General features: G+C 72.1%; 17 protein-coding genes and 1 pseudogene. 8 read left to right on the top strand and 10 right to left on the bottom strand.

Features of this window, described 5'->3' with window-relative positions; all coding sequences use genetic code 11:
* Positions 1 to 23: 23 nt before the first annotated feature.
* Entirely contained in the window at positions 24 to 1,961 is a 1,938-nt protein-coding gene (locus tag H8B08_RS08030) for a glycosyltransferase family 4 protein (RefSeq protein WP_187449697.1), read from the bottom strand.
* Between the two features lie 591 nt (positions 1,962 to 2,552).
* Between H8B08_RS08030 and wecB the strand changes: the two genes are divergently transcribed.
* Together wecB and wecC are read left to right on the top strand one after the other, a co-directional pair.
* A complete protein-coding gene (gene wecB / locus H8B08_RS08025) occupies positions 2,553 to 3,662 on the top strand; it encodes a non-hydrolyzing UDP-N-acetylglucosamine 2-epimerase (RefSeq protein WP_187449696.1) in 1,110 nt (369 codons plus the stop codon).
* A complete protein-coding gene (gene wecC, locus H8B08_RS08020) occupies positions 3,650 to 4,918 on the top strand; it encodes a UDP-N-acetyl-D-mannosamine dehydrogenase (RefSeq protein ID WP_187449695.1) in 1,269 nt (422 codons plus the stop codon). Before wecB ends, wecC begins: the two co-directional genes overlap by 13 nt.
* 14 nt (positions 4,919 to 4,932) lie before the next feature.
* On the opposite strand, the gene H8B08_RS08015 is transcribed toward wecC, so the two are convergent.
* Entirely contained in the window at positions 4,933 to 7,014 is a 2,082-nt protein-coding gene (locus tag H8B08_RS08015; protein ID WP_187449694.1) for a capsular polysaccharide biosynthesis protein, read from the bottom strand.
* Between the two features lie 175 nt (positions 7,015 to 7,189).
* Here H8B08_RS08015 and H8B08_RS08010 point away from each other — a divergent pair, with 175 nt between their 5' ends.
* Genes H8B08_RS08010 through H8B08_RS07985 form a run of 6 tightly spaced genes read left to right on the top strand, consistent with a single transcriptional unit; the run spans position 7,190 to position 13,948 of the window.
* The gene (locus H8B08_RS08010) at positions 7,190 to 7,933 is read left to right on the top strand and encodes an ABC transporter permease (RefSeq protein ID WP_187449693.1); all 744 of its coding nucleotides are present in this window, start codon (positions 7,190 to 7,192) and stop codon (positions 7,931 to 7,933) included.
* Position 7,934: 1 nt separating this feature from the next.
* Positions 7,935 to 8,597, top strand: a complete 663-nt coding sequence (locus tag H8B08_RS08005; protein WP_187449692.1) for an ABC transporter ATP-binding protein — start codon at positions 7,935 to 7,937, stop codon at positions 8,595 to 8,597.
* Complete coding sequence (locus tag H8B08_RS08000; RefSeq protein WP_187449691.1) at positions 8,594 to 9,727, top strand: hypothetical protein; 1,134 nt, start codon at positions 8,594 to 8,596, stop codon at positions 9,725 to 9,727. The genes H8B08_RS08005 and H8B08_RS08000 overlap by 4 nt, the downstream gene beginning before the upstream one ends.
* A complete protein-coding gene (locus H8B08_RS07995) occupies positions 9,724 to 11,355 on the top strand; it encodes a polysaccharide biosynthesis/export family protein (protein ID WP_187449690.1) in 1,632 nt (543 codons plus the stop codon). Before H8B08_RS08000 ends, H8B08_RS07995 begins: the two co-directional genes overlap by 4 nt.
* Positions 11,352 to 12,602, top strand: a complete 1,251-nt coding sequence (locus tag H8B08_RS07990; RefSeq protein ID WP_187449689.1) for a capsular biosynthesis protein — start codon at positions 11,352 to 11,354, stop codon at positions 12,600 to 12,602. Before H8B08_RS07995 ends, H8B08_RS07990 begins: the two co-directional genes overlap by 4 nt.
* Positions 12,599 to 13,948 (top strand): hypothetical protein, encoded by a 1,350-nt coding sequence (locus tag H8B08_RS07985; protein ID WP_187449688.1) that lies wholly within the window; start codon positions 12,599 to 12,601, stop codon positions 13,946 to 13,948. The genes H8B08_RS07990 and H8B08_RS07985 overlap by 4 nt, the downstream gene beginning before the upstream one ends.
* 6 nt (positions 13,949 to 13,954) lie before the next feature.
* Here the strand turns inward: H8B08_RS07985 and H8B08_RS07980 are convergent, their stop codons facing one another.
* The 8 genes and pseudogenes from H8B08_RS07980 to H8B08_RS07945 all read right to left on the bottom strand — a co-directional run.
* Positions 13,955 to 14,797 (bottom strand): class I SAM-dependent methyltransferase, encoded by an 843-nt coding sequence (locus tag H8B08_RS07980; RefSeq protein ID WP_187449687.1) that lies wholly within the window; start codon positions 14,795 to 14,797, stop codon positions 13,955 to 13,957.
* A 1-nt stretch (position 14,798) separates the two neighbouring features.
* Positions 14,799 to 15,596: a bifunctional 2-polyprenyl-6-hydroxyphenol methylase/3-demethylubiquinol 3-O-methyltransferase UbiG gene (locus H8B08_RS07975; RefSeq protein ID WP_187449686.1), complete on the bottom strand. Its 798-nt coding sequence runs from the start codon at positions 15,594 to 15,596 to the stop codon at positions 14,799 to 14,801.
* A gap of 5 nt (positions 15,597 to 15,601) precedes the next feature.
* Entirely contained in the window at positions 15,602 to 17,356 is a 1,755-nt protein-coding gene (locus tag H8B08_RS07970) for a hypothetical protein (protein ID WP_187449685.1), read from the bottom strand.
* Positions 17,353 to 19,089: a heparinase II/III family protein gene (locus H8B08_RS07965; protein WP_187449684.1), complete on the bottom strand. Its 1,737-nt coding sequence runs from the start codon at positions 19,087 to 19,089 to the stop codon at positions 17,353 to 17,355. The genes H8B08_RS07970 and H8B08_RS07965 overlap by 4 nt, the downstream gene beginning before the upstream one ends.
* A complete protein-coding gene (locus H8B08_RS07960) occupies positions 19,070 to 21,043 on the bottom strand; it encodes a glycosyltransferase family 4 protein (RefSeq protein WP_187449683.1) in 1,974 nt (657 codons plus the stop codon). Before H8B08_RS07960 ends, H8B08_RS07965 begins: the two co-directional genes overlap by 20 nt.
* Positions 21,044 to 21,134: 91 nt before the next feature.
* The gene (locus tag H8B08_RS19540) at positions 21,135 to 22,502 is read right to left on the bottom strand and encodes a glycosyltransferase family A protein (RefSeq protein ID WP_187449682.1); all 1,368 of its coding nucleotides are present in this window, start codon (positions 22,500 to 22,502) and stop codon (positions 21,135 to 21,137) included.
* 16 nt (positions 22,503 to 22,518) lie between these two features.
* Positions 22,519 to 23,892 (bottom strand): HlyD family type I secretion periplasmic adaptor subunit, encoded by a 1,374-nt coding sequence (locus H8B08_RS07950; RefSeq protein WP_187449681.1) that lies wholly within the window; start codon positions 23,890 to 23,892, stop codon positions 22,519 to 22,521.
* Positions 23,893 to 23,905: 13 nt separating this feature from the next.
* A pseudogene (locus H8B08_RS07945) lies at positions 23,906 to 24,186 on the bottom strand (type I secretion system permease/ATPase); the annotation flags it as partial.

Genomic DNA, 24,186 nt, shown 5'->3' with positions numbered 1-24,186 from the left:
CCAAGCTTAGGAAAGCGGCGCGCCTATTCCGCGTCCTTGAACAGCCGCGCGCGGATGTCGGCCAGGGCGTCGGCGGCCAGCGCGTCCCAGTCACGCGCCTCGATCGCCCAGGCGCGGCCGCGGGCGCTGAGCTCGCGGCGCAGGGGCTCGGAGGCGGCCATTTCCAGGATCCGGCCGGCCAGCGCCTCGGCGTCGCCGGCCGGGTAGAGCAGCCCCCCTCCCGACGCATCGATCATCTCCTTGATGGCGGCCACGTCGGAGGTGATCAGCGGCTTGCCCATGGCCATGGCCTCGACCGGCTTCAGCGGCGAGATTACCTGGCAGACCGGCAGGTCGGTGCGGGCCAGCACCATGGCGTCGATCACCGAGTAGTAGTCCTCGACCTGGTCGTGCGGGACCCGGCCGGTGGCGACGACGAACCGCTCGCCGCCGTGGGCCGCGATGGCCCGCTGCACGGACGCCATGCCGGCCCCGTCGCCCACCAGCAGGAAGCGGATGTCCTGGCCGGAGGCTTCGCGCGCGCGCCGCACCGCCTCCACGATCAGCTCGACCCCCTCGTAGAACACCACCGAGCCGATGTAGCCGACCACGAAGCTGCGGCTAAAGCCCAGCGTACGGGCCAGGGCCGTGTTCTTCTCGCGCGGCTTGAAGCGGTCCGCCGTGCAGCCGTTGGGCAGCAGGGCGAGCTTGCGGGCCGGCACGCCGTTCTCGACCAGCCAGTCGCGCAGCGCGCCGGTGATGGCGAACACCAGGTCGGCCGCGTGCGCGGCGCGCAGCTCCAGCTCGCGCATGGTCGCGGCCTGCTCGCTGTCCAGCCAGCGCGGCTCCTGCGAGCCGCGGGTGAACCACTCCAGCCCGCGCATCTCGTAGACCAGCGGCACGCCCAGGCGGTCGGCCACGATCCGCCCGGCGAAGGCGTTGTAGTAGAAGGACGCGGCCTGGACGACGCCGATCCGCTCGTGCGGGACCGCGTCCAGCACCGCCTCGGCGTAGGCCTCGACATAGCCCGGCTGGTCCGCCTGCTCGACGCTCACGTCCTGGCGCAGGAAGCGGTACGTCACGCCGTCGATGTCATAGGCCGCCTGCGGCGGCTCCGCGCCGTCGGCCCGGTCGCTGGGATAGCCCGGCCGGGCGACCGCGAAGGTCTCCCAGCCGGCCCGCCGGAAGCCCTGCAGCAGGCCGTGGGCGCGCGCGGCGTAGCCGCCCGAGTGGAACGGCAGGGAATTGTGCAGCAGGTAGAGCACGCCGGGCGCGCGCTGGCTGAAGCGCCGGGCGCGCCGTCCGACGTGCGCCGCCGCCTGCTCGGCGAGGTCGCGGCGGCCGAGCTCGCGGCGGGTGTGCGGATCCTCGGTCAGGTCCACGAAGCGCGCCGCGTCGCTGACCCGGCCGGCCTTCAGCCAGCGCCGCACCAGCTTGCGCGCCAGCCCCGCGTCGGCGGTCCGCTCGATCACCAGCGGGGCGACCGCGTCCATCCAGGCCGCGTCCTCGGGATAGAGGGGCCGGCGCCAGGCGCTCAGGCTTTCGCTGATCCGGCGTCGCGTGTCGCGCAGCAGGGCCCGGTCCGCGGTCGCCAGCTTCTTGGCCGACAGGCCGCGGTCCCGCGCCGGCGGCGGAGCCGTCCGAGGCGGCGGGGCCGGCATGGCCCACGCGGCCAGCCCGGCGGTCTCGAAGCTCAGCTCGCCCTCGCGTGTCCAGACCTGCAGGGAGAGCTCGACCTGGGCGACCCGGTCCGGGCGCGCGAGCGTGCGTTGGAAGCCGCCGGGGACGGCCGACTTCAGCGGATAGAAGTAGAGTCCGGCCGCCTCGGAGAACGACAGCCCGCCGGGCCGGTCGTCAACCGGGGCCCCGTCCGCGTCAAACAGCCGCACACGGACCACCAGGCTGTTGGCCGGGGCGTCCTCCGCCCCGCGAAGGCTGCCTTCGAAGGCCAGCACGGCCCCCGCCTCCAGCGGAAAACGCACCCAGGTCTCTTCGCGCTCAATCCGACGCCAGCCGTCACTCGTCGCCAACACAGTGCGAAAAACCCCGACACCCTGAGGAATTCAGGCTTGTGGCGCATCCGCCGGGCAAACACAACCGCGCGACCTCAACCTCCGCGCGAGCTCCTCCCCGCACTTCCGGGGGCGTCTGGGCGCGGCCGACGCACCGGGACCACGCCGAGCGCCGGACGTCGCCCCCCTCCCAACTCACGGGTCAGCTCTCCGACCAAGCGATTGACGTCGTGTGGGTCGTCGCCGGCCTTCCACCGGCGCACGGCCGCTCGAATCCGTCCCTCCAGAACAGGGTCGTGCATTTCGCCTCGCATTCCCGCAGCGCGGAGGTGCAACGCGCGACAGGCCACGCTTGTTTCGCTCTACTCCTAATTGCGATCAGCGGTGCGGTCCGGTATTCAAACCGGCGAAGCCTGTTCCATGGTCGTCCCGCCAACTCTTCGGTGGGACGGGAGTATTTGCGTTGACGTATGTAATCTATTCGAGCCGAGCCCGCGCTCACCGGACGACGGCCAGCGCGTCGAGGCTGCACGCCGCTGATCTTCAGGCCGCGCGGCGGTGATGAAGGTCGCCGTCGTCTTCGGCACCCGCCCGGAAGCCATCAAGATGGCCCCGGTGGTCCGGCGGTTGCAGCAGACCGCCGGGGTTGAGACGCGCGTGTGGTCGACCGGCCAGCATCGCGAAATGCTCGACCAGGTGCTCGAGCTGTTCGATCTCAAGGTCGACGTCGACCTCGAAGTTATGCGCCCGGACCAGACCCTAAACGGCCTGTTCGCGCGGGTGCTGGAACACGTGGACGCCACCCTTGCGGCCGAAACCCCCGATTTCTTGCTGGTGCACGGCGACACGACCACCGCGGCGGCGGCGGCCACCGCCGCCTTCCATCGCCGCGTTCGGATCGGCCACGTCGAAGCCGGCCTGCGCAGCGGCCGCATCGACCAACCCTGGCCGGAAGAGTTCAACCGCCGGGTCGTCGACGTGGTCGCCGACCAGCTCTACGCGCCCACCGAACGCGCGCGCCGCAATCTGCTGGCCGAGAACCTCGGCGAGAAGGCGATCCTGGTGACCGGCAATACGGTCGTCGACGCCCTGCTGCTGACGGTCGGGCGCCTCGCGACCGATCCGGCCGTAGCCGCCCGCCTGGCGGAACGCTTCGCCTTTCTCAACCCCACCAAGCAGCTCGTTCTGGTCACCGGCCACCGGCGCGAGAGCTTCGGCGAAGGCTTCCGCAACATCTGCCGCGCTCTGGCGAGCCTCGCGGACCGTCCCGACGTGGAGATCGTCTATCCGGTGCACCTGAACCCGAACGTACGCGGGCCGGTGCGCGAACTGCTGTCCGCCCGCTCCAACGTGCACCTGATCGAGCCCGTGGATTACGAGGCCTTCGTCTACCTGATGACCCGTTGCCGCGTGATCCTCACCGACTCCGGCGGCGTGCAGGAGGAGGCCCCGTCGCTGGGCAAGCCGGTGCTGGTGATGCGCGACGTCACCGAGCGGCCGGAGGCGGTGGAGGCCGGCGTGGCGCGGCTGGTCGGCACCCGACCGGACGCCATCGTGGAAGGGGTTGCGGCCGCGCTGGAATCTGACGCCCATCCGGCCGCCGCCAACCCGTACGGGGACGGCCGCGCCGCCGAGCGCATTGTCGAGGGGATTTTAGCATGCCGACCCTGAGCGTCGTCGACGCCGCGCCGAACCCGCGCGGCCGGGTGGGCGTGGTCGGGCTCGGCTACATCGGCCTACCCACCGCCGCGTGCCTCGCCGGCGCGGGGTTCGAGGTGATTGGCATCGACGTCGATCCGCGCGTGATCGAGGCGGTCAACGCCGGGCGCGCCCACATCGTGGAGCCCGGCCTCGACGAGCTGCTGTCGGCCGTCGTCGACGGCGGCCGGCTTCGCGCCGTACTCGCGCCCGAGCCCGCCGACATCTGGCTGATCGCGGTGCCCACCCCGGTCGGCCACGACCAGTTCCGCACGCCGGACCTGTCCTATGTCGACGCGGCCGCCGACGCGCTGGCCCCCGTGCTCAAGCGCGGTGACCTCGTGGTGCTGGAATCGACCTCTCCGGTCGGGACCACCCGCCGGATGATCGAACGCCTGTCCGCGGCGCGCCCCGACCTGCGCTTCCCGCAGGACGGCCGTCCCGAGGCGGAGGTCGACGTCGACGCGGCCTACTCGCCCGAGCGGGTGATTCCGGGCCGCACGCTCGAGGAGCTGGCGATCAACGACCGCGTCGTCGGCGGCGCCACGCCCCGCGCGGCGCGTCGGGCCGCGGCGCTCTATCGACACATGACATCCGGCGAATTGCTGCAGACCGACGACCGCACCGCGGAGTTCGTCAAGCTGGCCGAGAACGCCTTCCGGGACGTCAATATCGCCTTCGCCAACGAGCTGTCGATGGTCTGCGACCAGGTCGGCCTGAACGTCTGGGAGGTGATCCGGCTGGCCAACCACCACCCGCGCGTGTCGGTTCTGACCCCCGGGCCCGGCGTCGGCGGTCACTGCATCGCCGTCGATCCGTGGTTCATCGTCGCCCAGGCGCCCGAGGCGGCACGTCTGATCCGCACCGCACGCGAAGTGAACGACGGCAAGCCGGACTTCGTGCTCGCCAAGATCGGAGCGGTGCTGGAGGCCGACCCGCAGGCCGTGGTCGCGTGCCTGGGCCTGGCCTTCAAGCCTAACGTGGACGACTTCCGCGAAAGCCCGTCTCTGGACATCGCCCGCGCGCTCACCGCCCGCTACCCGGGACGGGTGATCTGCGCCGAGCCCTACGCTGACGCCCTGCGCGACCCGGGCGAGTTGGTGCTGAAGCCGCTCCCCGAAGCGCTGGAGACCGCCAACGCGGTGCTGGCCCTGGTCGCCCACGACGAATTCCGCGCCCTGCCCCGGCCGCGCGTGCCGGTAGTCGACGCCTGCGGCCTCTGGAAATGAGCTAAGCCCGCCGGTCACCAGGCCGGCGCGGCCTCCCGCGACAGCAGCGAACCCAGCACGGCGCGTAGCATCCTGAGCTTGCGCCCGCCGCCGGACGCCGGCGGCGCGGCGGCGATCTCGCGCACCAGGTCCTCCGGCTCGCACGGCAGGCGGGTGCGGCTGGACACGTAGATCGGGTAGAGGATCAGCGCGCCCGCGACGAGCTCGTCGAGGGTCAGCCGTCGCGTGCGGCGCGGGATCGCCAGGGCGTCCTGGGTCAGCCCCCAGCCGGCGTAGAACGGGCGACCCCAGGTCTCCACCACTTTGCCGCGCATCAGCGCCTCGAAGCCCGCCAGCGAGGTCATCGTGGCGAGCACGTCGACCCGCTCGAGACAGCGCGCCACGTCGAGGTTCTCGACCGCGAGGTCGGCCAAGGCGGCGGCCTCCGCCGACAACCTGCCGGGGCGGTTGCCGGCGGTGACGTCCGGGTGCTCCTTGTAGATCACCACCGCGTCCGGGTGGGCCGCGCGCACCCGCTGCAGCAGGTCGGCGTTGGTGCGCACGTCCTCGCACCCTTTGGCGATCGACTTGTCGGTCTCGACCTGGCCGACCACCAGCACCTTGCGACGCTCCGAGGACCAGAGCGGATGGTCCAGCGCCCCGCCGGCCAGGTTGTACTTGGAGACCCCGCGGGCCACGACCTCGGCCCGCAGCCGGGCGGCGCGGGCGCGCAGCCGGTCGTCGAACTCGGCGGTCTGCAGCAAGGTCTCCAGCCGCGAGGGCCGGGAGGCGTCGTAATAGATTCCGAGGTCGTCGATCGACACCGACGCCGCTCCGAAGAAGTCCGAGCCGAGCCCGCGCGAGCGGATGAAGCCGTCCTCCATGCGCGCCGCAGGCGCCGCGCCGGCGTCCAGGGCCTCGCGCATGGCCGGGGTCTCGCGCGCGGCCCAGTAGACCACGCGCCCCTCATTGCGTTCCGCCGCGCGCGCCGCGGCCGGGGCTGTCGCGAAGAACTCCACCCGGCCGCGGGGCGAGGCCAGCAGTTCGCGCACCGGACGGTGCTTCCAGGGGGCGAAGCCGAGGCAGGCAGTGTAGCCGGCGTTCTCGTCCGCCCGGCGCCGGAACAGCAGCAGACGGTCGATGGCCTGGTGGATGTCGCAGGCTTCGCCGGTGACCGGGTCGAGATAGCGCGAGTAGCGCATGTAGGCGGCGGCGAAGACCTGCTCGAGCGTGCGCGGCCGCCCCCGGCGCGGCGCCGGCGCCTCGTCGCGGGTCAGCCCCCAGCCGGCGTAGAACGGCGTGCCGAAGCAGCGCACCGGCAAGCCGCGCAGCAGCGCCTCGAAGCCGAGCAGGCTGGTCACGACGTAGACCGCATCCACCTCGGCGAGCAGGTCGGCGGGGCGGCAGTCGGCGTCGAACACCCGCACGCCGGCCGGCAGGTCGCGCGGCAGGCATCCGCGCTTGGCGCCGGCGGAGACGGCGGGGTGGCGGCGCACCACGATCTCGGCGTCCGGCTCGTCGCGGATCGCCGCGTCGAGCATGCGACCGAACGTCGCAGTCTCGGCGCCGCCGTAGCGGATCGAAGCGTCGCCGAAGGTCTGGTCCACGACCAGGACGCGCCGGCGCGTGCGGGCGGCGAAGGCGCCGGGCGCCAGCGGCGGGGCGCTATTGGTCTTGGAAAGCCCGGCCGCCACGATCCGGCCGATCGCCTCGCGCGCCTCGCCCGCGACCCGCGCGTCGGCCCAGGAAGGCGCGTCGAGAATCAGCTGCTCCAGGCGTGAAGGCCGGCTCGCGTCGTAATAGACGCCCAGATCGTCTGCGATCAGGCTGACCGGGCGCGCGCCCAGCTCGCCAAGGCCCACCGAGCGCAGGAAGCCGTCCTCGAGCGCGATGTAGGGCAGGCCCTCGCGGGCGGCCGTCCGCCGGGCGAGCACCGAGCTGGGCTTCAGTCCCCAGCCGATCGCCGCCTCCGTGCGGCCCGGCTCGAAGCGACGGCTGAACGACTGGAGCTCGGGCACGAAGCCGGCGAGCCCCGGCAGGGCGTAAACTCCGGGCGAACCGGCCCAGACGCGCCGGTACTGCGGCAGGGGAAATACTTGCGCCGCCGCAACCTGCACGATCGTCTTCCGTCCACCGCAAACCTTGCCGAGCAGGGCTGTTCTCGGGTAACTCGAGCGCTAGATCAAGGGCTTCGCCGGGGGCGAAGTTCGGGGGGTTAGTGTATTGGCGTTCGCGAGCGAGGCGGCGCGGTTCGGGGACCGCGCCTCGATTTCGATACGCGTCATCCACGCCTTGATTCTGCGCGAGGCGCGCACCCGCTATGGCCACCAGGCGATAGGTTATCTCTGGGCCCTGCTGGATCCGCTGATCCAACTCGCCATCCTGGCGACCATCTTCACGCTGCTGGACCGTCACACCCCGATCGAGGTGTCGCTGCCGGTCTTCCTGCTGACCGGCATCTTCCCGTTCTGGGCCTGGCGCGGCAGCGCGGTCCGCGGGGCGACGGCGATCGAATCGAACGGGCCGCTGCTCACCTACCCCCAGGTCCGTCCCTTCGACCTGGTCACCGCCCGCGTCGTGCTGGAGCTGGCGACCATGATCGTGGTCGCGATCGTGTTCGTCGTCGCGCTGCGGCTCGCCGGCGAGCCGTTCGGCTCTTGGATCGACGCGCCGCTTAACCTGCTGGGCGCCCTCGGCGCCCTCGCCCTGCTGGCCTTCGGCGTGGCCACGATGAACGCCCACCTCTCGCGCATCGTCGCGTCGTGGTCCGAGGTCATGCGCTTCCTGGCGCGGTTCCTCTGGTTCACCTCGGGGGTCTGGTTCACGCCCGAATCCCTACCCCCGGCCTTGCGCGACGCAGTGCTCTACAACCCGCTCGCCCATCTGATCGACTGGGTGCGGGACGCGGCGCTCACGACCTACGCCAGTGACCATTACAGCCCTACCTACGTGGTCTTCTGGGGAATCGGCTGCCTGTTCGTGGGCCTGTTCATCGACTGGCTGCTGCGCATCAGCGGCTACTCGGAGGCCCACTGACGTGATCGAGCTGGTCGCCGTCGAAAAGAGCTACCCGACGAAATCGGGGCGCCGCCCGATCCTGGACGGGATCAGCGCGGTGTTCGAGCGCGGGCACAGCACCGGCGTGCTGGGCGTGAACGGCGCGGGCAAGTCGACTCTGTTGCGCATCCTGTCGGGCAGCGAACGGCCGGACCGCGGACAAGTCCGCCGCTCGGTGAGCGTGTCCTGGCCGCTGGGCTTTTCCGGCTCCTTCAGCGGCAGCCTCACTGGCCGCGAGAACCTCCGCTTCGTGGCCCGGATCTACGGGGCGGACATCGAACAGGTCACCGACTTCGTCGAGGATTTCTCCGAACTCGGCCGCTACATGGACGAGCCGGTCCGCACCTACTCGGCCGGCATGCGCGCGCGCCTGGCGTTCGCGCTGAGCATGGCCGTCGATTTTCAGGTCTATCTGGTCGATGAAGCCATCGGGGTCGGCGACGCCGCCTTCCAGCAGAAATGCAATGACGCATTCAACGCCCGCCGCTCGCGATCGGACGTCATCATGACTTCGCACTACATGTCCACGATCCGAGAGTATTGCACCCGGGCCGGCGTGATGGAGAACGGGCGGCTGCTGATGTTCGAGGACATCGACGCCGCAGAAGAATACTACAACGCCATTCTCAAGAGGCGCGCATGACGAGCCCGAAAGCCTTGGTCGAAGCCCGCGCGGCCCAACGCGCCCGCCGCAAGTCTCGGCTGATGCGGGCCTCGGCGGCCGCCATCCTTGGCCCCACCCTGCTGACCGCGGCCTATCTCGCCGTCATCGCGCCGGCGCAGTTCACCTCGACCGCCGCCTTCGCCATTCGGGGCGCCGAATCGCGCGCGCCCGACATGCTAGGCGCCGTCGGCATCCTGGCGCCGACGGCGACCTCCACCGACGCGCGGATCGTCTCCGACTACATCCGTTCGCCCGCCATGGTGGAGACCCTGCGCAAGCAGTACGGGTTCAGCGAGACCTACTCGCGTTTCAGTCTGGATCCGTTCTCCTATCTCGCGCCGAAAGCCCCGATCGAAAACGCGACGGACTTCTGGCGGCGCAAGGTGCGCGTCACCTATGACCACGCCGCCGGCTCCACGACGGTGTCGGTGCAGAGCTCCCGGCCCGAAGACTCGCTTCGCCTGGCGCGCGGCGTGCTGGCTGCCAGCGAGGCCCTGGTCAACTCGATGTCCGACCGCGCGCTGGGCGATCTGGCCGCCGCCAGTGGGGACGACCTGAAGCGCAAGAAGGCCGAATTCGACGCAGCCAAGCGCCGGCTGGCGGAATTCCAGGCCCGCAACGCGGTGGTCCCGGCCTCCGCCCCGGCCCAGCAAGCCGTCGGCATGGTCGGCGCGATCGACGCCCAGCTCGCCGCCAAGCGGGTCGAGGCGGCCACGGCCGAGCAGACCTTCCAGCCGCTATCGCCCCAAATCGTCGCCCTGCGCCGACAGATCGACGCGCTCGAGGCGGAACGAGCGCGCGCGGTGTCGCGCGCCATGGCGGGGGTCGGCGACTCCGCAGCCTCCGGTGAAGTCGAGGCGCGCACCGTCCTGCTGGACTACGAGTTCGCCCAGAAGAGCTATCGCGCCGCGCAGGAAGCGGTGGAAGCCGCCCGCCGCCAGAACACCACTGAGCGCAAGTACGTGGTCTCCTACGTGCCGCCGCAGCTGCCCGAGCGCTCCAACTACTTCAGCCGGTTCTCGACCGTGCTCGCCGTTTTCTTCGCCTGCGCCCTGCTCTGGGGCGTCGGCGTCCTCACCTGGTCCGTCGTAAAGGATCACGTCCAATGACGTCGTCCCCGCGCGCCCCGCGCCTCGTAGTCCTGACCGCCGTCATGGCCGTCCTCGCCAGCCCGGCCGCGGCCCAGACCGCGCCGGTTCCCGTCCCGCCCGATCGCGCGCAGCCGGGCGCGGTGGAGACCCTGCAGCGCCACCAATCCGACGACATCCGGCCGAAGCCGCTCGGCGCGGAGCTGTTCGTCGGCGGGGCTCCGACCTATCGGCCGGAGATCCTCGACCCGTCCTACGAGATGAAACCCGGCGACCGCGTGCAGGTCAGCCTGTGGGGCATGGTGCAGCAGGGCTACGAACTGACGGTCGACCCGCAGGGCCACATCCTGCTGCCGGGCGTGGGCCCGATCCAGATCGCCGGCGTCCCGGCCTCGCGCGTGAACGACCTCGTGCGCGGCGCGGCGCGCACGGTCTACAGCGACGGGGTCCAGATCTACGCCGCGCCGCTGGCGAGCTCGCCCATCCAGGTGTTCGTGACCGGACCGGTCGCCCGGCCAGGCGCCTACGCCGGCGCGGCGACCGACTCGGTCATCACCTATCTGCAGCGCGCCGGCGGCGTCGACGCCGACCGCGGCAGCTATCGCCGGATTCAGATCGTGCGCGGGGGCGTGCCGATCGCCGACGTCGACCTCTACGACTTCCTCCGCGACGGGACGATGTCGCGCGTGCGCCTGCAGGAAAACGATTCCATCGTCGTACGCGACCAGGGCCCGGTGGTCGCGGTCGAGGGCGAGGCGCGCGCCACCTTCTCGTTCGAACTCGCAGGCCCCGAGGGCGTCGGCCGGGACATCATCGCCTTCGCCCGTCCGCGCCCCGAAGCCACTCACGTGGCCGTGGTCGGCGTGCGCGACGACAAGCCGTACTCGACCTATGTGACCGTGGCCGAATTCGCGACCCTGCCGATGCGCGACGGCGACCGTGTCCGTTTCGAGGAGGACCTGCGCGCCGAGCAGATCGTCGTGCGGGTCGAGGGCGCGCACGACGGCCGCTCGGTGTTCACCATCGCGCGCGGCGCCACGGTCGCCCAGGTGCTGCAGATGGTGCCGCTTGATCCGCGTGCGGACGTGGGGTCGATCTACCTGCGCCGGGACAGCGTCCGCGCGACCCAGAAGCAGATGCTGGACGAGAGCCTGAACCAGCTGGAGCGGGCCATGTACACCGCCCCGAGCCGGACGATCGGCGAGGGCGAAGCGCGCGTCCAGGAGGCCGACATGATCGCCCGGTTCGTCGAGCGGGCGCGCCAGATCCAGCCGGACGGCGTAGTCACCCTGGCGGACGCGAGCGGCGCGGTGTGGCTGGAGGAAGGCGACGTCATCGTCGTGCCTCAACAGTCTCAGGTGGTGACCATCTCCGGCGAGGTGGGCGCGCCGCAGTCCGTGGTGCACCGCCGCGGCGCTGGGGTGGGCGACTATGTCCGGCTGGCCGGCGGCTATACATCGCGGGCCGATCGCGGCCGCGTGCTGGTCTTCCGTCCCGACGGCGGCCTGCGCGCCGGCCGCCAAGTGCTGCCCGGCGACCGGATCCTGGTGGTCGCCAAGCCCGACAGCAAGGTCTTCCAGCTCACCCGCGACCTTACCCAGATCATCTACCAGATCGCCGTCGCGGCGAAGGTCGCAGTCGACCTGTGACCGGGAGTCCGTCGCGCACCCCGGCCCTGGCCGGGCGCTGTTTCCTGATCGCCAGCGCGCCTTTCGGCCCGTTCTCGCGCGTGCTCGCGCGCGAGTTGCGCGGCCGCGGCGCCGAGGTGCGCCGCGTGGTGGCCAATGCCGGCGACCTCGTCGATTGGGGCTGGCGCGACGCGTGCTTCTTCCGCGCCCCCGAGGCGGCCTGGCCCGAATGGATCGAGGTCCAAGCCCGGGGAGCCACCGACGTGCTCCTGTTCGGCGATTCGACGCCGCAGGCGATCGAGGCCGCTGCCGCGGCCCGGCGCGCCGGCGCGCGCCTGTGGGTGTTGGAGAACGGCTATTTCAGGCCGCACTGGATCACCCTGGAGGAAGGCGGGGTGAACGCCGCCTCCGGACTGCCCCGCGATCCTTCCGTCTACCGCAACGGGACCTGGCCCGCGCCGCCGCCGGCCGAGCCGGTCGGGGCGATCCTGCCGCACCACGTGTTCAACCTGTCCCGCTACTGCCTGATGGTGGTGCTGGCCGCTGCGGCCTTCCCGCACTGGCGCGCGCCCTACGCCCAGTCCATCACGGCGCAGCTGGTCGGCCACGTGCGCCGCTATTTCAGCGCTAAGCTAACGCCGCGTCGGGCGGAGCAGACGGTCGAGCGCGTGCTCGGCGACCCGGCCCGGTTCTTCCTGGCGCTACTGCAGCGCGAGGGCGACAGCCAGCTCACCCGGCATTCGCCCCTGGTCACCAACCAGGCCTTCGTCGAGCGGCTGCTCGACAGCTTCGCCCGCCACGCGCCGGCGGACTGCCGGCTGGTGATCAAGAACCATCCGCTGGATCCGGGCGTGACAGACCTCGGCGCCATGGTAGGCCGGGCCGCCGCCACGGCCGGCCTGGGCGCACGGGTGACTTTCGTCGACGGCGGCAGCTTGGCCGCGCTGGCGCGCGCCAGCGAAGGCGTGGTTTCGGTGAACTCGACCGGCGCCCTGGCGGCGCTCGGCTTCCGTCGCCCGGTCAAGCTGCTCGGCCGGGCGTTCTTCGACCTCCCTGGCCTGACTGACCAGAAGCCGCTCGACGCCTTCTGGCGCGACCCGGCGGCTCCGGACCACGAGCTGTTCCAGAGGTTCCGTCGCCACGTGGTCTGGACCACCCAGGTGAACGGCAGCTTCCACAACCCGGCCGCCCTGCGGCGGACCTGCCGCAACGTCGCCGACACCATGGCCGGACGCGCGGCCGCGGCCGCGCTCGAGCCCGCCGCATGACCACCGCCCCTATCGGCGCCGTAAAGCGCGCCCGACGTTCGCTGGCACGCCTGTCGCGGCGGCTGGGCCTGCGGCCCCCGCTTCCCGGCGCGCCGACCGCCGCGCCCCTGCCGCTCGCGCCCCAGATCTCGCTGGTGAAAGAGTACGCGACACCGGTCGAGCGCCGCGGCGGGATCTCGCGCGTGCGCCTGCGCCTGTCGGTGCCGACGCCGCCGGCCGACAGCGAGCGCGTGCAATTCGCCGAGCACGCCCAGGGCCGGACGGTGGTCGCCCTCGGCGCCGGCTTCGCCCTGCAGTCCGACGACCTCGGCCGCGGCTGGATGCGCCACCCCCTGCCGATCGAAACCGAAGCGGTCGGCTGCTTCACCACCGCGTCGGGCGCCCGTCTGGTGGCGACGGCGGCGCAAGCCGCCCCCGAGGGCGACGCCACGCGCGCCTGGGTGCACCGGTTCGGGGCCGACTGGCGGGCCGACGGCGACGCCCTCGCCGTCTCCGCGCCCTGGCACGGCTCGGCCTCGATCGGGGAGAAGGACGGCGTCGTGATGTTCGCCGAATACCCCGACAACGCCGCAAAGTACGGCCGCAAGCCGCTGGAGAGCCTTTCGCCGGTGGAACGCGTCGTCGTCCCCGCGCGGGTCTGGCGATCCCGGGACGACGGCCGCACGTGGGAAAACGTGTTCACCGCCTCGCCGGAGACGGTGCGCCACCTGCACACTCTCGTCCCGGACCCGGCGGTCGCGCGGCGCTGGTGGCTGTCCTCCGGGGACCGCAGCGAGGAGGTCTTTGTCTGGCGCTCGGACGACGACGGCGACACCTGGACCGACGTGACCTGCCCCGCGCCCGAGATCGCGGTCCATTCCAGCTTCGCCCGCCGCGCCCGCGCCTGCCAGCGCATGACCGATCTGGTCTTCCATGACGGCTGGATGATCTGGGGCGCGGACGACTGGCTGGGCAACGCGCAGCGGTTCGGGACCGACGACCGGCCGCCGGTCGGCTCGCGGATCTACCGCGCCCGCACCGAGGGCCCGTTCGTGCCCGAGGAGATCGGCTACTGCGGCTTCCCGGTGCGCAGCGTTGTCGACGTCGGACCGGCCTGGCTGTTTGTCACGGAGGCCAAGTCGGTGCGGCTGGGCGCGCGGCCGGAGGCCCACCTGGTGTTCAAGGACGAGACGGACCGGGTCCACCGCCTGGCCCAGATCGACAACTACGCGCTCTCCGGGACGGGCTTCACCTATTCGGTGGCCAGCCGCGTCACCACCGACGGCGTGTTCTTCACCCGCCGCGCCACCGGCGACGCGTTCAATTCCAAGACCTGCGTCCTGCGCTGGGAGATCGCGTTCGACTGAGCGCGCTCAGGCGGCCCTGATCGCGTCGAGGTCGTGCGGTTCGTAGGGCCGGATCAGCCGGCACTCGAGCTCGGCGCACGACAGTTCCTCCGGCGAGATCCACGGCAAGGCCTCCGCCACCCGCGCCTGGGCGTCGGGGTGCTGCTTGCTGCCCCGGCGGCGCGCTTCGGCGATCTCGAACCCGGTCCGGTGGAAGATCGCCAGGTAGGTGGTCGCGGTGAGGAAGTTGAGGTAGCGAACCGGCCGCCCCTTCTTGTCGGCCAGGTGCCGGTCGAGGTCGCGCTTCGGGTGCAGCAGGTGCACGTACGGCGTCTTGAAGTCGGTGTGGAAATCCGCCCCGATGTGCGAGGTGAAGCAGCGCGTCCGCAGGATCATCTCGCCGCCCGGACGCAGCAATTCGTACACCCGGTTCAGGGTCGCCTCGACCTGCTCGGGCCGCATGTACTGCAGCACCGAGGTGCAGAGCACGAGGTCCAGGCCGCCGTCGGCCATGTCCCGGTTCTGCGCCAGGTCGCCGGCATGGAACTCCAGCCGCTCGCCGTAGGCGCGCCAGTCCCACTCCGACTGCATCGTGTCCCACAGCGGCTTGAGGTCGACGCCGATGACCTTGCGCGGCTGGAAGCGGTCGAGCAGGTACTTGGGGAGGTAGCCCCACGAACAGCCCAGATCTAGCACCGTCTGACCGTCCACCACCGGGTCGAACGACCCGTAGAGCCCGTCCCACAGCTTGGCCGCCTGCTGCTCGCCCCAGGCGAGGGTCGACTTCTCCGCCAGCGGGGTGGTCGGAATCGGTGTGTCGCCCGGCTTGGCCAGGCTACGCGTCAGGGCCTGGCGCAGTTTCGTCAGCATGTCAGACCACCTCCGCGGCGACGTCCAGGGGCCGCACCGGCTTGCGCGCGTGCACGGTGATCAGGCCCGTCTCCAGTTCCCGCCGGTCGTAGGCCGCGACCCGCGCGCCGTGCTCGGCGTCCAGTTCGGCCGGGAAGCCGGCCTTGCCATATCCCTCGACCCGCACCAGGTCGAACCCGGCGCAACGGAACAGCATCAGCCAGGTCGCGGCGCAGTACGGCAGCATGGCCCGCACCGGCGGCTCGCCGCGCGCGGCGAAGTGCTGGTTCAGCACCCGCTCGGAAAACAGCAGGTGCGGATAGGGCTGCGAAACCCGGCGATGCAGGTCAGCGCCGGCCGGCGACATGTAGGTCCGGGTCTGCAGGACAGCGTGCCCGCCCGGCGCGAGCCGGTCGTACATCCACGCCACCACCTTCTCGACCAGGACCGCGTCGAGGGTCATCAGGGTGCCCGAAGTGGTGACCACGTCGTAGGTCTGGTCCTGAAGGCCCGGATGGCTGAGCACGTCGCCGCTGAACAGGCGCACGCCGTCGACGGAGGCCGGATCGAACCCGTCGCTCATCGAGGTCCAGTAGGGGGTGAGGTCGACCCCGTGCGCTTCGGCGACCCCGACCTCCTCGCGCAACAGCACCGGCAGGTAGCCCCAGTGACAGCCGAAATCCAAGGTGCGGGCCCCGCGCCACGGAATGTCGAACTGGGCGTAGGTCTTCCAGAGCGACCGCGCGACGTCCATGCCCCAGGCGCGCGTGCGCTTTTCATCATTCGCGACCAGCGGCCGCGCCGGGCTGACAGCGCTCATTCGGATTAGCCCTCCAGGGCGGCGAGATAGTCGGCGGAGTAACGGCGGACCGCAGTGACGCGCCCCCGGCGCGCGCCGCGATGGTGCTCGACGATCGGATCCCAGCCCAGCGGATCGCGCACGCACGCGGCCAGGTGGTCGCGAGCGAGTTCGGCGAAGGTCGCGGGGGTCAGGTCGCGACGCGAAGTCAGGCGGCGCAGTACGCGCTCCAACGCCTCGATGGCGATCTCGTCCCGCCCCTCGACGACCGGCGTGGCCGCGTCGACGCGGTCGCCGACGCGATAGCGCGACGCGAACGCCGTATTCCAGCCCGACGCGGCGGCTTCGCCCATCGCACGGAAGAACAACAGGTCCTGCGGGCTCAGGGCCAGCAGCACGGGCGCCTGGGCCTGGCGCAGGGCCGTCTCCTCGACCTCGGGCGACATGCGGATCCGAAGATCCGAAAGAAGCGCGCTGTCGTACGGATGGGCCGGCAGGGACAAACACCGGGTCGGCGGCGTCGTCACCACCCTGGCCGGTCCGACGCACGGACGCGTGCGCGCCCGCAGCCAGGGCGACATGCCGGTCGCGGCGGCGCCGGCGTACACCGACAGGCCGTGCCGGGCCAGGACGGGGAAGGCCGCGTCCGTCGCCCCCTCCATCGCCAGGCGCACGGCGACCGGAGCCCGGCCCACACGCCCCTCGAACAACTCGACCGCGGCCGCGACCACGCGCCCGAACCTGCCGGCGTCGAGGTCGGCCGTCGCGCGTCCGAGCGCGGCGAGCGCCGGGTCGGCGGCGAACCGCAGGTTCGGCGAGGGTCTGAGCAGGAGCTGGACGTCGAGCCCGCGGCGCACGGCCGTCTCCAGCACCCGCTCCAGCGCCGCCCGGCCGAACACGTGCTCGGCGAAGATGTCGAGAAACAGCGTCGGGCGCAGGCGAGCGGCGGCAATTCGATCCAGCAGGAAGTCGAGCCCCACGGCCGGGCCGCCGGCGCCCCGCCCCCACACCAGCGCGTCGAAGGCCGCCTCCGGATCGGGAAGCCTGGCATGGGCGAGGTCGGCGGTGACGTCGACCGCCACCAGGGCGAGACCGGCCGCGCCGGCGGCCCCCGCCGCGGCGACATCGGCCGCGGCGCCAGGCTTCACGCGGCTGGCCCGGGGTCCCGAGACGCCAACCTTCACGGCCTCCTCGGCCTCCTCGGCCTTCTCGGTCGCCGCGGGCGCCTGGGACGCCGGGGCGGCGGCCGCGACGGCGGCGGCCAGCGCGTCGGCCCGCGCGCGGGCGGCGGCGATCCGCTCGGCGGGCAGCGCGCGCAACCGCGTGGCGTGCTTCACCTCGCCGCCCTGCTGGTAGCTGAGCCGATACTGGTGCTTCCGGCCGGCATCGAGGATCGCGGGCGTGCGGAAGCGGGGACGCACGCTCCAGTACTCGGTCACGCGCTGCCCGCTCTCGGCGTCAACGACCAGCAGCCTATAGGCTTCAGCGCCTTCGATCTCGGCTCCATGAAGCATGTCGTCGACCTGCTCGGCGGGGCCGAGCGGATCGACGGCCAGATAATGCACGATCGTCCGATACGCCCCCTCGCCCTCGGCGAAAGGCCGCGCCTCGACCCGATAGGTCGCCAGCCCCCACGCGGCGGCGATGTCGGCCGGCAGCGCGCACGCGAGCTCCGGCCCCTCGTAGATCGTGCGGCGCTCGCCGGTGTCCTCGTTGCGGACGTTGACCCGGTAGACCGTCGCGTCGCCGGCGCCCGGCCATTTCAGGCGGCGCGTACTCATGCCGTCCCTCGCTCCTCGTAGCGGACGCTGACCCGCCCGGCCTCGCGGCCCAACTCGACCGTGTGCTCGCCCGCCTGGCAGGACCAGCGCAGGCGTCCGACGCCGTCGCCGGCCCCGATCTCCGCCGCCAGCGGCTGCACCGCCCCGGTCAGCGACAGCACGGTGGCGAACACCGCCGGGCCGGCGCGCTCCTGCTCGAAGCCGACCGCCGGCGCGGGCTCGAAGACGCCTTCGGCCGGCGACCACCAGCCCTGCAGGCGCGGGCTCTCCGCCCCGACGTACGGACCGGACAGGCGCGCGTCCGCCAGCGAAGCGGCGTGCAGCGTCAGCGCGTCATCGGAGGCGCACACCGCGCCCGGGCCGGTCGGCTCGACCGCGAGGTCGGGCGCGAAATGGAACCATTGGGCGTAGCGGTGGGCGCGACGGTCCGACGGCGTCATCCGGTCTAGCACCAGCAGCCAGGCGCCCGGGCGATAGACCAGCAGGCGGTGGTGGCCGACCAGCCCGTGGACGGCCCGCCCCTCGCTGACGTACAGGCCGGATCCGGCCTCGCCCGCCCAGACCAGCGCCGAGCCGTAGGGGGTCACGCCCTTGCGCGGATAGGATCGGCCGTCGATCTCGACCGTGTTGTGGGCGTGCGTGGACTCCACGAAGACCCGCTTCGGATCGGCGTACCAGAAGCCGTCCTCCCACAGCGGATCGCCTTGGCGGGTCTTCCCGCGATAGCCGAAGCGGCCGGCGTCGACGAGCAGGTCGCGTCCCGCTTCGCACCAGACGAAGCTCAGGTCGTCGGCCTGCTTGTGCGTCCGCGAGTGGAACGCCAGGGTTTGCGCGAGGAAGCCGCCGGGCGCGCGCACGACGGCGTAGCCGCTCTCCGGAAAGGCGCGACATCCCATCGGGTGCGCACCGCCGTAGGCCTTGTTGTCGCTGTCGCCGAAGTTGGCCAGGCGTCCGTTCGGCCGCACGAACCAGTCCAGGGCCGTCTCGGCGACGGCGATCCGCGCCGAAATCTCCGGATCGTCGACCAGGCCGCTGTCGCGCAGCGCCTGCAGCGAGGTCAGCACGGCCCGGTGATAGTCCGGCGAGTGCTCCTTGTGCACGCCTTCGCGCGTGAACTGCCGGTCGAGCATGGCGGCGAGCCGGGCCAGCCCGATCCCCCTCGCCTCGATCGCGGCCTCGGCCGGCGCGAACCGCCGGGCGAGGGCGAGCAGGCCGCAGAGCTGGTAGAAGCCGTGGTTGGAATGGGCCGTGTAGAAGTCCTCGCGCCGCAGCAGGTCGAGGTGAACCCACAGCGACTGGGCGAGATCGGACAGACCGTCGAGCCCTTCCCGCCGGGCCGCGTCGTAGAGGTAGCCCAGGCGGTATGCGCGCAGGCCGACCGCCATGTCGTACCAGGCCATCGGCGATTGCCCGGGCGTCTCCGGCGAGGGGTGCCGCGCCACCCAGTCGCCGGCGATCTCGAGCGCCCGGCGGAGGCACTCGGCGTCCCCGCTCCGCGAATGCTCGGCCAGCAGCGGATCGATCAGGTCGAGCGCGTGGAGATGATAGTTCCAAGACCGGGCCTGGTCGCCGGGATAGGACCAGTCGACCGGCGCCTGCAGCGGTACGGGCGCGCGAGTGCCCAGCACCCAGCCGTTCGCAAGCACGCCCGCGGCCGAGCCGCTCCTGAAGAAGCGCTCGAACGGCCAGAGCGGCTGGTCGGAAACGACGATCTCAGCGGACGACGCGCTCATAGGTCTCGATAATCCTGCGGGCCGCGACCGACCAGTCGCGTTCCCGCTCCACGAACGTCCGCGCCTTGCGGCCGAGGCTGCGCGCCAGGGCCTTGTCGTCGATCACGCGGCGCAGGACCTCGACCAGGGAATCGGTCTGCCCCTTGGCGAACAGCAGCCCGTTCTCGCCGTCGCGGACGATTTCCGCCAGAGCCGCGACGTCGGAGGCGACCACCGGCAGGCCCATGGCCATCGCCTCGAGCGGCTTCAGCGGCGGGACCAGTTCGGTGACGACCGCCGGACGGCGCGGATAGACCGTCACGTCCATCACTGAATACCAGCGCGTCACCTCCTCCGGCGGCACCCGGCCGGGGGTGATCAGACGGTCGGCGACGTGCAATCGGCGCGCCATCTCGCGCACGTGCAGCAGCGCCGCGCCGTCCCCGACCACCACGGCGACCACGTCGCGGCCCTCGGCGGCGAGCGCGGATACCGCGACGACCAGGTCGTCCAGGCCCTCGTAATCCACGACCGAGCCGATGAAGCCGAGCACGGTGCGGCCCTCCAGCCCCAGCTCGCGCACCAGCGCCCGGTTCTTCGCGCGACGGCCGAACGCGGCCACGTCGACGCAGTTCGGCACGATGGCGATGCGCTCGGCCGCGACGCCGCGCGCGATCAGCTCCTGCTTCAGCCCCGCCGACAAGGTCAGCACCGCGTCCGCTTCGCGCGCCACCATCCCTTCGAGTTCACGCGCCAGCTGGAACCGCTCGGTGTTCTCCCAGCCGTGGGCGCGGCTGGCGGTGGTGAACTCCCAGAGCCCGCGCACCTCGTAGACGAAGGGCTTGCCCGCCCGCCGCGCGCCGACCAGGGCGGGCAGCGCGTTCACGTGGTTGGAGGCGGCGTGCACGACCGCGACGTCGCCGCTGGCGGCGAGGTCCGCGACCGCGGCGGCGCCGGCCTCCACGTAGGCGTCCAGGGCCGTGCGGTTGGAGGGCGGGCCGGCGAGCCGGCGGTAGGTCACGCCGTCGACCTCGTAGGCCGCCTTGCGCCCCTCCACGTTGCGCGCGTCGGACCGGTCCCAGGGATAGCCCGCGCGGGTGGCCGCCTCGACGCTCCAGCCGGCGCCCTGCACGGCCTTGATCAGGTTGTGCGTCCGCACCGTGTAGCCCGACACGTGATGCGGATAGGAGCTCGCGGCCAGATAGACGACGCCCTTGGCGGCGCTGGCGGTCGCAGCCGCGCGGGGCGGCGCCGAAATCCCGTAGGCGCGCACGCGCTCGAGGCCCTCGATGACGTTGAGCCTGGACTGGACCGCCCCGCTGAAGGACGGCCCACCTCGCCGCGCGCGCAGCGCCACGGCCGCCGGCTCCGCCACCATGCCGGCGTCGTGCATCAGCCCGGCCAGCCAGGCGAGCAGATAGGGCTTGGGATCGGTCTCGACCGCCCACTTGGCCACCACCACGGCCTTGTTCACGTCGGTCAGCCGCAACATCTTGGCGAATTCGACCAGCCAGGCGTGCGCCGTCGCGGCGCGCGGCGCCGCGGCTTCGGTCTGGGTGATGATCTCGTCCGCGGACAGGGTCCCGAGCTGGACGATGATGCGGTCCATCGCCTCGAATTCGATGAAGGGATCGTCGTGGACGGCGATTGGGTCGCGGCGTCCGGCGTCACGGCGCCGTCCGACGGAATCACCGCGGATCTCCCAGAGACGGCGCGGCAGCCCGATCAAGCCGCGAAGCGTCTTGGCCTGCAGCAGGGCCGCGCCGAGCTGGAACGAGATGGTGTGGCGCAGGCGGTCGTTCTGAGCCGTCAGCTCGACGGTCTTGCGGCGCAGTCGGCTGATCTCGTCGAGCAGCATCCGCCGCTCGACTCGCAGAGCTTCGGCGTCCTGGACCGGGAGCGGAGGCCGCTCGTCGCCGGTCGGGACGTGCGGGGTTTCCCGCGTGTCCGCCGCCGCCTCGATGATCGCACTCAATCCGCCACTCCCCGGATACGGCCGCGACACATACCACAAGCCGCACGGTTCGAAAGTTGAGTCCCCACCAAAACTCAACTTTCAGCTTCACTCAGGTTGTGGACAACTCCGCCGAAACCGGAAACGGACGCCGATCGCCGCTTCTCCAGACAGGCGAGCGACCGGCCGCCCGGCAGCGCGCGTGCCAGAAGTTCCACGCCTCCCAGTACCTGAGCCGCGCCGAACTCCAGCCGCCGGCGTAACCGGTCTCCGCCGAGCCGGTCAGCGAGGTGGACCGCTGGGCCGCGACGACCAGCAGGTCGCGCGCCGTGCGCACGCGGCGCGCCCCGAAGGCGAGGCCCAGGCGGGCCCAGTACTCGCTGTCGGCGCCGGTGCGCGCCTCGTCGAAATGGCCCGCCCTGGCGAGCACGGGCTCGCGGCGGAACATCAGCGACGACGGACACCAGCGGACCAGCGGCGTCAGCTGACGCGCGTAGGGCCGGCCCGCCTCGTCGACGCGCACGTGCCTGGCCGAGGCCGCGGCGAGCCCTGCGCCGGCCATGAACGCCGCCTGACGCGCGATGCGCTCGGGGTGCGACCAGTCGTCGCCGTCGGCGAAGCAGACCAGTTCGCCGCGCGCCTCCATCAGGGCGAGGTTGCGCGCCCGGTAGGGTCCGGAGCGCCGGTCGGTCGCCAGCAGCCGCACCCGTCCGTCGCCCTCGGCCGCGGCCCGGACCCGAAGCGGCGTCTGGTCTCGGCTGGAGTCGTCCACGACGATCAGTTCGAGATTGCGCCAGGTCTGGTCGAGGATGGAGCGGACCGCCGCCCCGACGTAGTCATCCACGTCGCAGACCGGCATGATCACGCTCACCAGCGGTCCGCCGGCGACCGGCGCGGCCGTCGCCCTCGCGTTGGTCGGTCCCAGCGGCCGCTCCGGCGCGATCGGCTCCGGGGCCGCCAGGCCGCCCGCCTCGAACACGCGCCGCCAGCCCGCCGCGGCGGCCGTCAGATCCGAACGGCGCGTGGCCGCGTCGATCCTCAGCAGGTCGGCCTCGGCCCCCTGCAGGTCGGCCAGCAGGCCTTCGGCCTCCTCCACCCGACCCCGCCTCAGGGCGATCGCGGCGCGCAGGCGCGCGCCTTCCGGCGCGAAGCGCCCGGCTTCCTCGACGGCGACCGAAGCGAGGGTCAGTGCGACCTCCTCACGGACGCCGACGGGGGCCGCGGCGGCGCGGTCGAGCGCGACGTCCAGGTCGCCGCAGGCCAGGGCCGAGGCGACGGCGGCGCAATACGCCTCGCCGCCGCGCGGCGGCCGGCTGCGAAAACCGCGCTCGGCGAGCCGGTGCAGGCCCAGGCGCGAGGCGACCACCGGGTCGGTCCCGGCGCAAAGCAGCGCGTCCGCGCGCCGCCCCCTGGACAGCAGGGCCAGGGCGAGACGTCGCCTGGCCAGAGCGCCTGCGCCGCTCCGCTCGTCGGCCCTCACCGATCCGACTCCAAACCTAGTGCTCGCGGAACGAACGCCAGAGCGACTGCTGCAGCGGCTCAAGGAAGTAGTCGAGCGCCGTGCGCTTACGCAGCGGAACGACCACCTCGGCCGGCAGGCCGGGCTTCAGCACCGCCTCGACGCCGCGCACCTGGCGCAGCGCCGCCATCTCCTGCGGGGGCACCGACACCTCGGCGCGGAAGAAGCGCAGCCCGGTGCGCTCGTCGACGAAGCTGTCGGCCGACAGCCGGGTCAGCCGCCCGTGGACGATGGGCAGGTCGCGCTCGTGGAAGGCGCTGAAGCGCACCTCGGTGGCCTGGCCGACATGCAGGTCGTCGGCGTCGTTGGGCTGCACCTGCGCCTCGATCACCAGCGGGGCGGCCTTTGGCACGATCTCCATCAGGGTCTGGCCCGGCTGGACCACGCCGCCCACGGTGTGGGCGGACAGCCCGACCACCTCGCCGGAAGCCGGGGCCCGCACCTGGGCGCGGCCGAGCTGGTCGCGCGCCGCGGTCAGCCGCGGGGCGACCTCGTTCAGCCGGTCTTCGGTCTGACGCAGCTGATCGGCGACGTCCTCGATCATGCGCCGGTCCAGCGACACGATCTCCATGCGGGTTTCGCCGATCGCCTCGTGCGACTTGGCGACCTCGGCCCGGTAGGCGCCGTAGTCGCCCTCCAGCGCCGCAGCCGTACGCTCCACCGCGCGCACGCGGGTCTGCGGAGCGTAGCCGCGCTCGGCCAGGCTCTTCAGGCCGGTGAGCTCTTCCTCGATCAGGCGCTGCTGCTCGCGGTTCGAGCCGATCTGGCGGTTGTAGCCCTCGATCTGCTGGTCCAGCTGACTGACCCGCTGCGAGAGCACGCCGCGCTGGGCTTGCAACGAGCGGCGCCGCGCGTCGAACTGCAGCTGTTGCAGGCGCATCGCCTCGTCGGCGAGCGCGCGGTCCTCGGCCGGCAGGCCGGCGAACTCGGCCGGCGGCCGCAGCGTGGACAGCCGGTCGCGTTCGGCCAGCAGCCGGGCGCGCTGGGCCTGCAAGGCCAGCACCTGGCTGGACAGAGCCCGCTCCGTGGCGCGCAACTCCGAGGCATTGATTTCGATCAGCACCTGGCCCTGGGCGACCTCGTCGCCTTCCTTGACGTGGATGGCCGACACCACCCCGCCTTCGCGGTGCTGCACCGCCTGGCGGCTGCCGGACACCACCACCTGGCCGTGGGCGTAGGCCCCGGCGTCCAGCGGCGCGAGGGCGGCCCAGCCGAGGAAGAGGACGAAGAACATCCCGGCGACCGCGCTGCCGATCCACAGCTCGCGGCCGGGGGCGTCGGTGATCTCGGGATCCGGCGAGGGCCCGCCGGAGTGCGGCGCGGGCGGCTTGAAATCGTAACTCAGGGCCATGCTCGTATCGGGATCAGCCGGCCTTGCGCGCGGGCGGCCGCGGCAGCTTGGCGTCGGGTTGAGACAGGCGCGCGACCACCTCTTCGCGCGGGCCGAACAGGTCCACCGTGCCGTCGCGCATGACGAGCAGCTTGTCGGCCGACGCTAGGACGCCGGTGCGGTGCGCGATGATCACGACCGTCGCGCCGCGCGCCTTCAGGTTCTTCAGCGTCCGCATCAGGGCCGCCTCGCCCTCGGAGTCGAGGTGCGAGTTGGGCTCGTCCAGCACCATCACCGGCGGATCGCGATAGAGCG

It is taken from the genome of Caulobacter sp. 17J80-11, assembly GCF_014349105.1.
GTDB lineage: Bacteria > Pseudomonadota > Alphaproteobacteria > Caulobacterales > Caulobacteraceae > 17J80-11.
The sequence above is the reverse complement of the archived record's forward strand: the minus strand, read 5'-3'. Positions and strand labels throughout refer to the sequence as shown.

What these genes read in the sequence shown, in the direction of transcription:
- H8B08_RS07995 (WP_187449690.1), top strand. Translation starts at nt 9,724, where the DNA reads ATGACGTCGTCCCCGCGCGCCCCGCGCCTCGTAGTCCTGACCGCCGTC.
- H8B08_RS07950 (WP_187449681.1), bottom strand. Translation starts at nt 23,892, where the DNA reads ATGGCCCTGAGTTACGATTTCAAGCCGCCCGCGCCGCACTCCGGCGGG.
- H8B08_RS07985 (WP_187449688.1), top strand. Translation starts at nt 12,599, where the DNA reads ATGACCACCGCCCCTATCGGCGCCGTAAAGCGCGCCCGACGTTCGCTG.
- H8B08_RS07980 (WP_187449687.1), bottom strand. Translation starts at nt 14,797, where the DNA reads ATGCTGACGAAACTGCGCCAGGCCCTGACGCGTAGCCTGGCCAAGCCG.
- H8B08_RS07970 (WP_187449685.1), bottom strand. Translation starts at nt 17,356, where the DNA reads ATGAGTACGCGCCGCCTGAAATGGCCGGGCGCCGGCGACGCGACGGTC.
- H8B08_RS07965 (WP_187449684.1), bottom strand. Translation starts at nt 19,089, where the DNA reads ATGAGCGCGTCGTCCGCTGAGATCGTCGTTTCCGACCAGCCGCTCTGG.
- wecB (WP_187449696.1), top strand. Translation starts at nt 2,553, where the DNA reads ATGAAGGTCGCCGTCGTCTTCGGCACCCGCCCGGAAGCCATCAAGATG.
- H8B08_RS07975 (WP_187449686.1), bottom strand. Translation starts at nt 15,596, where the DNA reads ATGAGCGCTGTCAGCCCGGCGCGGCCGCTGGTCGCGAATGATGAAAAG.
- wecC (WP_187449695.1), top strand. Translation starts at nt 3,650, where the DNA reads ATGCCGACCCTGAGCGTCGTCGACGCCGCGCCGAACCCGCGCGGCCGG.
- H8B08_RS08000 (WP_187449691.1), top strand. Translation starts at nt 8,594, where the DNA reads ATGACGAGCCCGAAAGCCTTGGTCGAAGCCCGCGCGGCCCAACGCGCC.